Annotated in this window: 13 protein-coding genes; 12 read left to right on the plus strand and 1 reads right to left on the minus strand. The window is 69.8% G+C overall.

Going from position 1 to position 13697, the window contains the following annotated elements; all coding sequences use genetic code 11:
• Window positions 1-69 precede the first annotated feature (69 nt).
• The 12 genes from ACIQIB_RS38560 to ACIQIB_RS38615 all read left to right on the plus strand — a co-directional run bounded on the left by ACIQIB_RS38560 (window position 70) and on the right by ACIQIB_RS38615 (window position 12586).
• A complete protein-coding gene (locus ACIQIB_RS38560; protein ID WP_400764020.1) occupies window positions 70-462 on the plus strand; it encodes a hypothetical protein in 393 nt (130 codons plus the stop codon).
• A gap of 89 nt (window positions 463-551) precedes the next feature.
• On the plus strand, window positions 552-1010 hold the full coding sequence (locus ACIQIB_RS38565) for an NUDIX hydrolase (protein WP_400764022.1): 459 nt from the start codon (window positions 552-554) through the stop codon (window positions 1008-1010).
• A complete protein-coding gene (locus ACIQIB_RS38570) occupies window positions 1007-1507 on the plus strand; it encodes an NUDIX domain-containing protein (protein ID WP_400656914.1) in 501 nt (166 codons plus the stop codon). Before ACIQIB_RS38565 ends, ACIQIB_RS38570 begins: the two co-directional genes overlap by 4 nt.
• 106 nt (window positions 1508-1613) lie before the next feature.
• Entirely contained in the window at window positions 1614-2366 is a 753-nt protein-coding gene (locus ACIQIB_RS38575) for a phosphotransferase family protein (protein WP_400764024.1), read from the plus strand.
• 68 nt (window positions 2367-2434) lie between these two features.
• Window positions 2435-2920, plus strand: coding sequence for an NUDIX domain-containing protein (locus ACIQIB_RS38580; RefSeq protein ID WP_400764026.1), 486 nt, complete (start codon window positions 2435-2437; stop codon window positions 2918-2920).
• A gap of 5 nt (window positions 2921-2925) precedes the next feature.
• Window positions 2926-3144: a hypothetical protein gene (locus ACIQIB_RS38585; RefSeq protein ID WP_400764028.1), complete on the plus strand. Its 219-nt coding sequence runs from the start codon at window positions 2926-2928 to the stop codon at window positions 3142-3144.
• A 183-nt stretch (window positions 3145-3327) separates the two neighbouring features.
• Window positions 3328-3873 carry an HIT family protein gene (locus ACIQIB_RS38590; RefSeq protein ID WP_400764030.1) on the plus strand — a complete coding sequence of 182 codons (546 nt, stop codon included), beginning with the start codon at window positions 3328-3330 and terminating at the stop codon, window positions 3871-3873.
• On the plus strand, window positions 3870-5888 hold the full coding sequence (locus ACIQIB_RS38595) for an ABC transporter ATP-binding protein (RefSeq protein ID WP_400764031.1): 2019 nt from the start codon (window positions 3870-3872) through the stop codon (window positions 5886-5888). Before ACIQIB_RS38590 ends, ACIQIB_RS38595 begins: the two co-directional genes overlap by 4 nt.
• 101 nt (window positions 5889-5989) lie before the next feature.
• A complete protein-coding gene (locus tag ACIQIB_RS38600) occupies window positions 5990-6691 on the plus strand; it encodes a TnsA-like heteromeric transposase endonuclease subunit (RefSeq protein WP_400764034.1) in 702 nt (233 codons plus the stop codon).
• The gene (locus ACIQIB_RS38605; RefSeq protein WP_400764037.1) at window positions 6688-8880 is read left to right on the plus strand and encodes an integrase; all 2193 of its coding nucleotides are present in this window, start codon (window positions 6688-6690) and stop codon (window positions 8878-8880) included. The genes ACIQIB_RS38600 and ACIQIB_RS38605 overlap by 4 nt, the downstream gene beginning before the upstream one ends.
• A gap of 59 nt (window positions 8881-8939) precedes the next feature.
• Window positions 8940-10010, plus strand: coding sequence for an ATP-binding protein (locus ACIQIB_RS38610; RefSeq protein ID WP_400764040.1), 1071 nt, complete (start codon window positions 8940-8942; stop codon window positions 10008-10010).
• Window positions 10007-12586, plus strand: a complete 2580-nt coding sequence (locus ACIQIB_RS38615) for a TniQ family protein (RefSeq protein ID WP_400764043.1) — start codon at window positions 10007-10009, stop codon at window positions 12584-12586. Before ACIQIB_RS38610 ends, ACIQIB_RS38615 begins: the two co-directional genes overlap by 4 nt.
• A 70-nt stretch (window positions 12587-12656) precedes the next feature.
• Here ACIQIB_RS38615 and ACIQIB_RS38620 read toward each other — a convergent pair whose 3' ends face one another.
• Window positions 12657-13481, minus strand: a complete 825-nt coding sequence (locus ACIQIB_RS38620; RefSeq protein ID WP_400764045.1) for a hypothetical protein — start codon at window positions 13479-13481, stop codon at window positions 12657-12659.
• Window positions 13482-13697: the final 216 nt, after the last annotated feature.

Here is a 13697-nt window from a genome sequence, read left to right on the forward strand (position 1 = left end):
ACAGCGGGACAACTCACTCGACACAAGCACGGGACAAGACCATGAAACTCAAGGCCACGGAGCTGCCGCATGTCAGAGCTGAGCGGAACCTACACCGGCGACCAGCACGCCGCCGGCCCCGATACGCCCGCCGTCCGAAACCTGCTCGGGCAGCTGACCAGCCGAACGAGTGAATCGGACGACGGCTCCGCGCTGCGCGACCTCCTCGCCCACGAGAGCGTCCACGACCGCCTCGAACCCGGACGGACAGCCTGGCTCGAACGCGCGCTCGCCGCCTGCACACTGGGCTCCGCCACCCTGCCCGTGCCCGTCCGCGACCGGCTGGAGGCCCCCTCGCCCGCGCCCGGGAGGTGCTCGAAAAGTCACCGTTCGACCCGGGCTCGCCCGGAGGTAAATCCGCTTGAACGCCGCACTCGAACAGCACCATCATCGGACGCCGAACACCCCGTAGCACTTCCCTGAACTCAGCTTTGCGGTAGCCCACTTGGCTATCAGAGCGCCCTGGTTCAGTAATCCTGCGCACCCGCGCACCGACCGTGTCCGGAGGACCTGTGGCGAAGACCGGCACCGACCGACGGACAGTGCCCGCCCCGGAGATCGACCTCGACGTACTGACCGACCTCGCCCTCCGCGACACCTCCGGCCGGATCCTGATGATCCGCCGGGCCGCGCACGACGTTCTGCCCGGCCTGTGGGAGTACCCGGGCGGCGGCCGTGAGGACGGTGAACCTGTGTCGGCCGGTGCGGCGCGGGAGCCGGCCGAGGAGACCGGGATCTCGATCGGGCGGCTGGCACCCGGCCCACACCACGACCTCGTGCACCCGCTCACCCGCGTCCTGCACACCGTCTGGGACGGGCCCGAGACGGTGCTGCGGCTCGGCGACGAGGGCCTGGCCTTGCACGTGGTCCCTCTCGACGAGGTGCTCGACCTCAAAGTCCCGCTCTACATGCACCACTACCTGCCGCTGCTCACCGCAGCGGCCGACAAGCGCCCCTGGAGGACCTCGTGACCCAGCTCGACGAAACCGGCCGCCCAGCGGACACGGCAGCCCGCGAGCCCGGGACGGACCCGCTGACCCTGGTCGTCGGCGTCCACCTCGTCCTGGTCGACGGCGACGCCGTGCTGCTCGGGCGGCGGCGCAACACCAGCTACGCCAACGGGCTGTGGCACCTGCCGGCCGGGCACATGGAGCGGAGCGAGCCGGTCACCCGCTCCATGACGCGCGAGGCCGAGGAGGAACTCGGCATCACCATCGCCGCGGACGACCTCGCGCTCGTCCACACGCTGCACCACCTCGACGCCGCCAACGGCCGCAGTCGGCTCCAGCTCTTCTTCCGCCCCGCGCACTACCGCGGGCAGGTGCGCAACGCGGAGCCGCACAAGTGCGAGGAACTGCGCTGGTGGCCGATTGGCCGGCTGCCGGCCGACATCGTGCCCTACACCGCGCACGCCCTGGGCGAGATCGCCTGCGGCAACCTGCTCTCCACCGTCGGCTGGCCGGCATGACGGCACACACCCTGCCCGACGACGCCGAGCGGCTGCTGCACGAGACGGCAGGTCCGTACGGGTTGCCGGGCGTACGCTCGCGGGACCGTGCGGGCCGACCGTCGGTGTGGGAGATCCGGACCGGCGACGGGCGCCGGCTGTTCGCCAAGCGGCACAAGAACGAGCTCATGCACCGGCGCGAGACCTCCGCCTACCGGCACCTCGCACCCGCCCTCGGCGAGGAAGGTCGGGCCCCGACCTTCCTCGCCGAGGACACCTCGTCGCGGCTCGTCGTCACCACAGCGCTGCCCGGCACCCCGGCCATCAAGGCCACCTCGGCCCGGCCGAGGAACGGGAGGCGTACCGGCAGGCCGGCCTGCTTGCGGCACGCATCCACACCCACCCGACCTCCGACGGCGTGGTCGGCGAGCGGCTGCCCTGGAGCAAGGAACGCGAGGGGGCGTTCGCCCGTGCCCGCGACGCCCAGCTGTCCGACGAGGACGTCGAGGTCCCGGCCGAGGCCACCCGCATCGAGCCCCGGCATACCGCTCTCACCACCTGCCACGGCGACTTCGGCCCCCGGAACTGGCTCGTCCGCCGCGACGACGATGGCCGACTCATCGTCGGCGTGATCGACTTCGAGCGCAGCCAGGTCGAGGAGCCGGTGCGCCGCGGCCTGATGCGGGTCGTGCTCCAGCTCACCCCGCACCGGCCCGACCTCCGCACGGCGTTCCTGAGCGGCTACGGACGCGAACTGACCCCGGCGAGTGGGCGGCGTGCCGGGCCTGGGCAGCGATCGACTGCCCCGCCGTCCTGCGCTGGGCCTTGGACCACCACCACCACGACGAGGAGATCCTCGGCTACGCCCGCACCGTCCTGAAGCAGCTGCGCCACCCCGCACCGACCGTCTGAAGTCCCCATCCGCTCAGCCATCTTGGAGGTAGCACTGTGGAGAGCCTTCGCCAGGCCGTAGCCGTGATCGCCCACGACCAGGACCAGGGCCTGGTCGCGACCGTCCACTACGCGGCGAACAGCTGGAGCAACACGCTGGCGTGGACCATCCCCGGCGGCAAGGTCGAGGTCGGCGAGCGCCTCGACGAGGCCGCGGCCCGCGAGCTGCGGGAGGAGACCGGGCTGATCGTCGCCGCCGAGGACCTGCGGCTCGTCCACACGGTCCAGGTCGCAGTCGGCTGGGACGGCCGGGGTCCGTTCCTGCTGTCGGTGTTCCTCGCCACCGCCTGGCGCGGCGAACTGACGAACACCGAGCCGGACAAGCACCTCGATGTGCTCTGGTCCCCGGCCGACGCACTGCCCCTGCCGATGTTCCCGACGTCCCACACCGCGCTCACGCTCTACCTGTCCGGCGGACGGGGCTTCTCCACCCACGGCTGGGAGGACGAGCGCTTCGACCCGCGCACCCTGGTCGGCGGGTGAGAGCGGTGGGCCGACACCGACGGCCACCCGGCCCGCAGTTGCCGGCCGACGCCGACGACCGGCTGCGTGCCATCGCCGACGAGCAGCCTGTCGTGGAGGAAGGCGTCGCCACCTTCCCCGGCAGCACTGTGCCGTACGCCTACCGCACTGTGCACCAGCCGGACGGCAGGACCGACCGTCACCTCGTCCGCCTCGATCCCCCGCCACCGGATCCGTCCCGCTGACCGCCTTCCTGGAGGAATCGCCGTGCCAGGCCTCTCTGTTCGCCCCGCCATCCCGCAAGACGCCGACTGCAGCTCGGTCGAACCGCGTGCCACCGAGGCCGGTGCCCCGCCCTGCCGTTCCCTGGGCTTCGGTCCGCTCGACGGCTACCTGGTGCGGCGGCCCGGGCCCGAGGGGTGGGGCCGGTGAGCGGCTTCGACCTCGACGCCTACAACGAGCGGGCCCGCACCGGGCCGTGCTTCATCTGCTCGTTGCTCGCCGGCGTCCCCGGGTACGAGCACCGGGTCGTCCTGGACGACGGCGTCCATGTCGTATTCCTCGACCGCTACCCGACCCTGCCGGGCAAGCTGCTGGTGGCCCCGCGCGCCCATATCGAGGACGCCATCGGCGGGTTCACCGAGGAGGAGTACGCGGCCCTGCAGCTGGTGGTGCACCGCGTGGCCACCGCGCTCGCCACGGCCGTCCCGACGGAGCGCCTGTACGTGCTCAGCCTGGGGAGTCGGCAGGGCAACGCGCACGTCCACTGGCACGTCGCCGCGCTGCCTCCCGGTGTCCCGTACGAGCAGCAGCAGTTCCACGCCCTGATGACCGAGGGGGCCGGCGTCCTTCCGGACGACCCCGAGCAGTCCGAACGCCTCGCCACCCGGCTCCGTGCCCACCTCCATCGATACGCCCACGGCGACGCCATGTCACCGGCGACTCGGCCGAGTCCCGCAGAGGAGACCACTTGAAGACCCGCCCGTCCAGCCCCGAGCCCGAGGGCGAGGTCTCCGACAGCGAGCGGTTCCTGTTCGGCGGCCGGCTGCGCTACGACTACAACTTCGACGACCACGAGCAGACCATGCTGAAGGTCGGCTTCCTCACCATCGCCCGCCAGATCCCCGGGATGCTCCGCACCGCGCTGCGCCTGGCCTGGCAGGCCGATCGCACCGCGCTGGTGGCCGTTGCGGTCGCCGAACTCGGCCGGGCCCTGGCCACCGCGTTCGGCCTGCTCGCCACCAACCGCGCCCTCGCCTCCTTGTTCGCCGTGGGCAGCGCCGACCGGCTGCTGCAGGCAGCGCTGCCCGCGGTCCTCGCCGTCGGCGGGGCCTCCGCCGTGTCCGCCGTGCTGCGGACCGTCTCCCAGTGGGCGGGCGGCCGGCTGGAGCCCAAGACCGAACGGGCCGCGACCGTCGCCTATCTCCGCCGGGCCGCCCGCGTCGAACTCGCCGCGCTGGAAGAGCCCGACTTCAGCAGGATGCTGGAATCGACGCGGTTCGGCACCGCAGCCGTCCGCCGGCTGATCAGCCAGAGCATCGCCGTGCTCACCGCACTGCTCGGCCTGGTCGCCGCCGGCGGCGTCCTGCTCAGCCTCGACCCCGTCCTGCTGCCCATGCTGGTGCTGATCGCCGCCCCGAAGGGCTGGGGCGCGGTCCGCTCCGCCCGCCGCCGCTACGGCTCGGTGATGGCCTGGCTCCAGCACCACCGGGCCGCCTCCCTGCTCGCCCAGCTCATCACCCAACCGCACTCCGCGGCCGAAGTCCGCGTCCACGCCATCGGCCCGTTCATCCTCGGCCACTACACGGCGATGGCCGAGGCGTCCGAACAGGAGCAGAACCGCCTCGCGGCGGCGACCGCCGTCACCTCACTGCTGGCGTCCGTCCTCTCGGGCCTGGCCGCCGCCGCGACCTTCGCGCTGCTGGGCTGGCTCGTCCACGACGGGCACATGGCCCTCGCGGTCGCGGGCACCGCCGTGGTCGGCATCCGTACCGGCGCCGCCGACATCACCTCCCTCGTCGGCACCGTCAACAACCTCTACGAGGAGGCCCTGTTCGTCGCCGACCTGGAACGGCTCCAGCGCGAAGCCGAGCGCCGCGCCATCCCCACCGGCGGCACCGCCCTGCCCGAACGCCCGGACGTCATCACCCTGGAGGACGTCGCCTTCACCTACCCCGGCCGCAGCACCCCGGCCCTGTCCGGAATCACCCTGACGATCCCGCGCGGCCGGGTGGTCGCCCTGGTCGGTGACAACGGCTCCGGCAAGACCACCCTCGCCAAGGTCCTCACCGGCCTCTACCCGCCCGCCACCGGCCGGATGCTCTGGGACGGCGTCGACGCGACCGCCGCCGACCGCGACCAGCTGTTCGCCTCGGTCGCCGTACTCGAACAGGGCTTCCAGCAATGGCCGTTCACCCTGCGCGCCAACGTCCTGATCGGCCGGCCCGAGCACGGCGACGACCCGACGCTGCTCAAGCGGGCCGCCGACTACGCCGACCTGCACCCGATCGTCGAGGCCCAGGACAACGGCTGGGACACCCTCGCCGCCCGCGGCTTCAAGGGCGGTGTGCAGCTGTCCGGCGGCCAGTGGCAGCGCATCGGCATGGCCCGCGCCCACCACCGCGCCACCACCACCGGCCCCGGCGGACGCCCCGCCCACCTCGTCATCGCCGACGAACCCACCAGCGCCCTCGACCCGAAGGCCGAGATCGCCGCCTTCGCCCGGGTTCGCGAACTCGCCGACCGGGGCCAGGCCGTCATCCTCATCACCCACCGCCTGGCCGCCACCGCCGACGCCGATCTCATCTACGTCCTCCACGAGGGCCGGCTCGCCGAACACGGCACCCACGCCGAGCTGATGGCCGACCCGGCCGGCCGCTACCGGGCCTCCTACCTTCTCCAGGCCCGCCAGTACGCCACCGGGATCCCCCATTGTAGGTTCCACACGAAATTGGACAGTGCCTGCCCAGAATGGACAGTGACTGGATAATTCCACGATTCCGTGGGCAATGGCTGCGGACAGTAACTATCGTCCTCTGCATGGCCGTTCAGAGTCCAACTCGCGCTCCCAGGGCGCGTACAGAGCCCACGGTGCTGATCAGGTACGACGAGTCGTCGGTGCGAGAGATCCCTCTCAGGCAACTGAAGTCGACGGATTTCACCTGGTCAGTGCCGTGGCGAACGTTCCGGTCGGTCAAGGGTCAGACCCACCACTCGGGCCGGTACGCATCGGCGACGACGGGTGGGCTTGTCGTCTACGAGAGTCGGCTGGAGTTGGCCCGGCTGCTCCTGGCCGACATGGATCCGGCCGTGAGCGCGATCTACGCCCAGCCGTGCCTCGTAACGGCCCGGGTCGGTGACCGGGCACGGCGGCATGTCCCGGACTTCCTGCTGGTCATGAAGTCCGGGGTGGTGCGGATGGTGAACGTCAAGCCGGCCGACCGGCTCGCGGATCCCGTGATCGCTGATGCGCTGGCCTGGCCCGGCGAGTTGTTTCGGCAACACGGTTGGGAGTACGAGATCTGGTCCGGCGCGGATCGTGTGGTGCTGGAGAACGTGCGGTTCCTGGCGGCCTACCGCCGCCCCGGGGTGGTTCCCGAGGCAGATGTCGAGCGCGCCTGGGAGGTCGTGCAGGACGGGGACGCCCTTGCGGTCGCCGAGCGTCGCCTGGCGTCGGGGAGACCCGGTCACGAGGTACGCCCTCCCATCCTGGCGCTGGTGTGGCAGGGGCGTCTGACCACTGATCTGTCCCGTTCGCTGAGTGGCGACTGGGTGCTGCGGAGGTCCGCGTGAACGCTTGGACCACGACGCTCAAGCCGGGACTGCCGCTGCTCTACGACGGCGAACAGTTCACGATCGCGGAGATCGACGGGCGACGGATTCTCCTGCAGCAGACAGCTGCCGACGGCCGCCCTCAGTGGCGGCAGATAGACCTCTCCGTGCTGATGGCCCACGCCTCGACCGAGTTCCTGGTGCCGGCTCCGGCGTCGCAGCCGGCACCGGCAACCGTGCTGGGCACCCTCAGCGACCCGGAGGATGATGAGCTGACCATTCGCTTCCGGCACGTCCAAGAGGTGCGGTGCGGTTACCAGTTGGGCTCCGCCGAGCTTGCTCTGGAAGGCGAGCCGCGGCCGGACTACGCGCCGGGCGTGCCGTTGATGCACCGCTACAAGGCCAAGGCCGCCGAGCTCGGCGTCGGTGTGACTACGCTGCGCCGGTGGGTGTCGCTGGTGGAGGAGTCAGGGCCGGCCGGTCTGGTGAGCAAGCGTCAGGCCCGCAGTCTGGTGGACCGGGCGGACCCGCGCTGGGTGGACATGGCGCGATCGGTGATCAAGGGACTCGAGAAGTCCAGCCGCCCGGTCCGGGGCCTGGTGCTGACGGAGATCGAGGAGCGGCTGGTCAAGGAGCACGGTCCCGATGCGGTGCGAATCCCGAAGCAGTCGACCGCGTACGCGCTGCTGCGGGATCTGAGCCGGGGCACGAACGCCTTCGACGGCAGCACGAAGGGAAAACGCTCCATCGCGGACCGGCCGCAGGGGGTCTTCGGCAGGCTGCGGGCGACCCGGCCGGGCGAGTATGTCGTGCTGGACACGAACCGCTTGGACGTCTTCGCCATGGAGCCGGTGACCTGCAGGTGGGTGCAGTGCGAACTCACGGTGGCGATGGACCTCTACAGCCGGACCATCACCGGGCTGCGGCTGACGCCCGTGTCGACGAAGTCGACCGACGTGGCCGGCGTGCTGTTCGAGACGATCCGGCCGCGTGAGGTCTCCGAGGGCCCGGGAGAGCCCCTGCCGTACTGCGGAGTGCCGTCCACCGTGGTGCTGGACGCGGAGAAGCTGGTGGACGCAGACGGACAGCCGCTGTTGCCCACCGTGGCTGCGGAGACGATCATCTTCGATCACGGGAAGATCTATGTGTCGAACCACATCGAGAGCGTCTGCGCCAAGTTCGCCATCTCGCTTCAGCCGGCCCGGCCGCACACCCCCACCGACAAGCCCGTGGAGCGGTGGTTCAAGACGCTGAACGAGGGCCTGCTCGCGGCCCTGCCGGGCTACAAGGGCCCGGACGTCCACAGCCGCGGGGAGAAGGTGGAGGACGAGGCGTACTTCTTCCTGGACGAGCTCGAGGCGATCATCCGGGAGTGGATCACGCTGATCTACCACCGGCGGCACCACAGGGGGTTGAAGGTTCCGGAGGTTCCGGGGCTGAAGCTGAGCCCGCTGGAGATGTTCGAACACGGGGTCATGCGCGCCGGGCCACTGCGTATCCCGTCGCGCCCGGGATTCGCGTTCGAGTTCCTGGAGCAGGAGTGGTGCCCCATCCACCACTACGGCGTGGAGCTCAACACCCTTCGCTACAACGGCCCTGGGCTGGACGGCTACCGCAACCAGGTCAGCCACCACCGCGGCAAGGAGGCGGGCAAGTGGCCGATCGCGGTGGACCGCTCCGACATCAGGCGGGTCTACTTCCAGGATCCGAAGAAGCCGGACCTGTGGCACCCGCTGGAGTGGGAGCACGCCGCGGCACTGAAGGGGCCGGCCAGTCTGGAGGCGTTGCAGTACGCGCGCCGCCTTGCCGCCAAGACCCACCGCTTCCCCGACACCAAGCGCGCGCTGATCGAATTGCTCGAACGCTGGGGCGTCGGGCTGACCGCAGACCGGGTGGAACGGCGGATGGCGGTACGCCTGTCGCAGGACAGGCTGCGGCTCGTCGGCGCCGATGACGCGCCGGAAGGACCGGACGCCGCCGTCGCGCAGCTTCCGTCCGTACGCCGCATCGCCGCCCTGACCGCAGGGCCGGCCAGTGGCATTGGTGAGGACGGCGGACGGGAAGGGCCGGCAGTGTCCTCGCCGGTGCAGGAAGTGGGTGGCGACGACGACGAGGAAGAGGAGTGCGAGGCCGGCTTCCCCAGCGATGACGAAGGCTGCGTCGCCGTCGACGAGGACGACTTCTACGCCGACGTCTGGGAGAGCCGTTGAGCACGGCGAGAAGTGACGATCCCTTCGAGGGGGACGACCGGCAATACTCGCCCACCCGTTTGCCGGGTTGGCTGCAGCTGGCCGACGGTCCGGACCGGGTCCAACCCGAGCGCCTCACCCGGGCCGAACTGGCCAACCTGGCTCCCCGTGCGCTGCTGCGGCACAACGACCGGCGCACGGTCTGGCATGCCAATATCGGCCCGATCCAGACACCTCAACTCCTTTCGCTCCACGAGGATCTGGCGGAGATCGTCGAGTCGAACCGGCACGACGGGGACAAGGCGAAGCCGGCCGCGCTGGTGGACGCCTATCCCGGTCTGGGAAAGAGCACAGCGGTTCGCGACTACGGCAAGACCCTCCACCGCAAGCAGATCGCCTTGGGGGGCCAGACGACACCCGACGGGCACCGGCGGGTACCGGTGATCTACATCGCCCTGACGGGAAACACACACATACGGGGGCTGAACGCCTCGATCTGCCGGTTCTACGGCCTGCCGACATCCGGAGACGCCGACACGCTGGCCGAGCGGGCGGTGGACGCGGTACTGAGCATGAAGACGGTCGTCTTCATCATCGACGATGTGCACTTCCTGGCCGGCTCACGCGGCAGTTCGATGCGGATGGCCAACCAGCTCAAGTACCTGTCCAACGTCTTCCCCGTCACGCTGATCTACATCGGTGTCGGTGTCCGCCAGCGCGGCATCCTGCGGGAGGGCTTCTCGCCCCAGGAGACGCTGTTCGCGCAATTCGGCCGCCGCACGACGCCGCTGACCTTGAGGCCGTTCACGATCGAGGACGAGCCCGGCCGCGTGGAGTGGCGGACCCTGCTGCTGACCATCGAGCGCCAGCTCGTCCTCGCCGACTCCTACCCCGGCATGCTGGCCGACGATCTGTCCGACTACCTCTACGCACGTTCCACCGGGCACTTCGCCTCCCTCATGGCGCTGATCAACCGTGGATGCCTGCGGGCGATCCGCAGCGGCCGAGAGCGCCTGGACGCCGAGCTGATGGACCAGGTGAAGAACGACGCCGCAGCCGAGGACGCCCGCCAGGAACTCGCCGCCGCGATCGAGGCCGGCCTGCTGTCCTCCCGGCCCTCGGCCCGCAAGCCTCCCCAGAAGCCAAAGTGAAAGCCTGGACGACCGGCAGCCTGCCCATCTTCGTTGCACCGCTTCCCGGCGAGGCCCTGGACAGTTGGCTGGAGGCGTACGCCCGCCGCCTGCGGGTGACGACCCACGCCCTCCTCAGCTTCATCGGTCTGCTGGGCTCCCGGCCAGGCCGAATGACACAGCGCCTCACCGAACGGGAGCGCACCGTACTGCAGCTCGCCACCGGACTGGACCGGCAGGCACTCACCGCCATGACGCTGGAACCCTTTGACGGGCTGACCGTCACCTTGGACAGGAACAGGAGGTCGACCATGCGGCGCCCGCCGCACTGGCCGGCCTTCGGGGCCAACTCCCGCTACTGCCCGCGTTGCTTTGCGGAGAACGGCGGCCGGTGGCTTCTGGCCTGGCGCCAGCCGTGGTCGTTCGCGTGCCCGAGCCACCACTGCCTGCTGGTGGAACGGTGCCCGGCCTGCAGGAGCACGGTGCGCGCCACCGGGACCAGAGTCGGAGGACCGAGCCGCCCCGGGCTCTGCACTCGTGGAGAGCATCAGCAGCAAGGCGTCCACCGTCCGCGCGTCGCTTGCGGCTTCCCGCTCGTCGAGGCGCCAATCCAGGACCTGCCTCCCCATGGCCTCGTGCTGACCACTCAGGGCCACCTCGACACGATCCTCAGCGCCGCCCCTCACCAACCGGCCCAGGCCCGAGCGCAGTTGGGCGACCTCTACGCACTCGGCTGGAGGGCCGTGTACGCACTGAAGCACGACCTTCAGCCGCCTGATGTCGTGCACCGCGTCTTGGCCGAAGCCGGAGGATTGCAGCCGGCACCGGAGACGCGCCGGGGAACGGTCAGCGTCCACAGCATTGCCGTCGGAACCACTCTGGCCTGCTTGGCCGCTCCTCATCCCCTGCCGGAAGACCCCCTGCTGCTGGACTGGCTGCTGCCGATCGGCTTGGTCGGGCATCAGCAGGGCATCGACAAGCTGGCTCACTCCTGGAAGAGCACGAGCCCTGGCCTTGCCGGACGAGCACTGCGTCCACTCGATCCCACGCTCAGGCAGAAGTCCCGGTTCCGCTACGGAACCGCCAACCCCAACCCCTTCTGGCGAGAACTTGCACCCGAAGAAGTGAGCCGCCGAGTCACCTCGCTGCCTGCCAAGCTGTGGCCCTCGTGGACGATGCGCCTGCTCGGGCCTGAACTCACCTCCGCAGTGACGGCCGATACCTTTCGCAGTGCCGCAAGTCCGTTGTTGCTGCTGCCTGGCACCCGACTCGACTATTCCCCGGCCGCCGGCCTCCTGGGGATCGACCACCCGCAGGCCTCGGGCGTCCCACTCGGCAGCTCGAACGTCCTCCAGCACTGTGACCCCACCCTGCTGTCGGCGACCATCGCCCAACTCGCTTGGGCGCTGGACCGGTTCGGCTCACCGATCGACTACCAGCGGCGACGGCAGACCTTCCGCCCGCACACCATCACCTGGAGCGAGAAGGAATGGGAGCGCACTCTCGCGCAAATCGGCCGTCCCCCTCGCGGCCCTGATCCGGCCGACCTGATCCGCTGGCAGCTCCTCGCGCTCCTGCACGGTGCCGACCCGCCCACAGCCAAGTCCAAGATCACCGAACTCCGGCGGGCCCGGGCCACCGCACCGACCGCGCTTCAGGACTTCATTCACCGACAGGCACAAGCTCTCCTTGACGCTGCCAGCATCAACGAGCCCCTGGCCTGGGAGCCACCCCTGTCATGGGCTCCCAGCTCCACCTGGCCAGGCATCGACCCCGACACCATCGACGAGCCACGAGTCATCAGCCTCATCGACCACGGGTACTCGGAAGATCAGATCGCCACCCACCTTCAGCTGCCGCTCACCCAATTCCGGCTCTACACCGAGAGCCGCGGCCTGACGGTCCCACCACCACGCTCCACCGGTGCGTCTCGTACTCGCAAGAGGCCCGCCCGCCCACGCTCCCGCGAACGCGGCAAGGGCATCCCCCGCACCGGACCGCTCTCGCCGGAACAGCTTCGGCACCACTACCTGGAGAGGAAGATGACGCAGGCACAGATCGCCGAACTCGCCGGATGCAGCACCAGCACCGTCGGCCATGCCCTCCGTGAGGCCGGGATCCCACCCCGCCAGCGCCGTCCGGACGGCGAACTGCGCGAAGCGACCCCTCGTGCCTGGCTGGCAGATCAGTACCTCACCCGGGGCAGAAGCACTCCGGACATCGCGCGTGAACTCGGCGTTCGCAAGGGAGCGGTCATGAAACTGCTGCGGCAGTACGACATCCCCACTCACCCTGTGGGCGCGTACTCGAACCCGTTCGCGGCCCTCGACATAGCCCTGTCACCCGCGATGCAGGCGGTCAGCCGCACCCTCAACTGCCTGCCCCGCCTCCGCGCGCTGGTGATCATCCCTGGGCACAAGAACCTCACAGCGGCGGCAGCTGTCGTCGGCGGCAGCAGCGGAACCCTCGGATATCAGCTCCGAGGGCTCGAGAAGGCCGCTGGATTCACCATCATCGAACGCACCAGCCCGCTCACCCCAACGGCAGCCGGCCACGCATTCCTCACCGAGGCCCGTGACCTTCTGAAGCACCTCTGAGGGGTAGTGTCCGAGCCGGAGTTGGATCTTCATAAACCTGGCGGCTCAGCCCACCGCGGTCGCCCTCTCCTCAGTCGTTCCCGTCGTCGTGCAGCAGCACCCCTTCCGCCCTCGGGATGGGAACGTAGCCGCCGTCGGCTCGAATCTTCGCGACGAGCTTCCCGAGCTCGACCAGGGTGTCCTCGCCGAGCAGCGAAGGGTTCGCCTCAAGCATCAGCGTGACGATTTCCCCGATGCGCTGCGGCGTGAGATCGTCCGTCGCCTCCAGCTCCACCGGACCGTCTTCCCCCTCGTCCACGATCCGGGCGTTGCGCAGCAGCCGTAGCTGCCCGTCGCTGTAAATCCTGGCCATCAGAGCCGAAGCGAGCCGCTTCCGCGCCTCCAGGCCGCTCATGGTCGTCCGCTGATCGCCCGAAGTGGTGACGACTTCCTGCGGGTCCTCCGCCGCCTCACCCCGGCGGTCTCTCTTACGACTTCGTGCCACGCTCCACTTCTCCTTCATGGATGGGAGCGCTTGGTCGTTCCACTTCGTCTTCACCGCCGGAAGTGCTTGTTCGTACCACCACTTCTTGACGTGCGGCGCGGCCTTCTCCGCCACTCTGAGGCCGATCTGGAAGATCACCTCGGCGAGGAACTCCGCAGCCGCCTCCCGGCGTTCCCGTTCTTTGGCCTCCGACTCGTACCGGTCGGAGTCGAGCCAACCCTGCGGGTACTCCGGCACCGGATCCGGCTCGGTCTCCTCCTTCAAGAAGATCTCGGCTTGACCCAACTCATTGGTGCCGGGGTCGCGTGTCATTCCGCGATGCGCGCCCTCGGTCTTCCTTGACCGCACGAAACGCGAGCCCTTTCGGACCCTGACGATGGCCTCGTACTCCTCGTACTCACTGCTGTCCATGCCCCACCTTCGACCTGCGGGATGTCCTGCGCGTCCGCCACCGCGTCCCCCGGAGCGACGCCCCGACACTGTACGTCCGGCCGCCGACAGCCGCGCGGATCGCCAGATGTGGCCCCCCGGTTAGGCCGCGTATTCGGTCGTGATCAATGGGTTCGGGTGAGGTCCTTGATCCAGATCATTGCGCCGCGGAGGTGAAGGCCGGCGAGGTAGCTTTCC

The organism is Kitasatospora sp. NPDC092286, from assembly GCF_044755565.1.
GTDB lineage: Bacteria > Actinomycetota > Actinomycetes > Streptomycetales > Streptomycetaceae > Kitasatospora.

Bases quoted from the DNA above. Each gene is read 5' to 3' on its own strand.
- ACIQIB_RS38560 (WP_400764020.1), top strand. From the start codon at position 70: ATGTCAGAGCTGAGCGGAACCTACACCGGCGACCAGCACGCCGCCGGC.
- ACIQIB_RS38620 (WP_400764045.1), bottom strand. From the start codon at position 13,481: ATGGACAGCAGTGAGTACGAGGAGTACGAGGCCATCGTCAGGGTCCGA.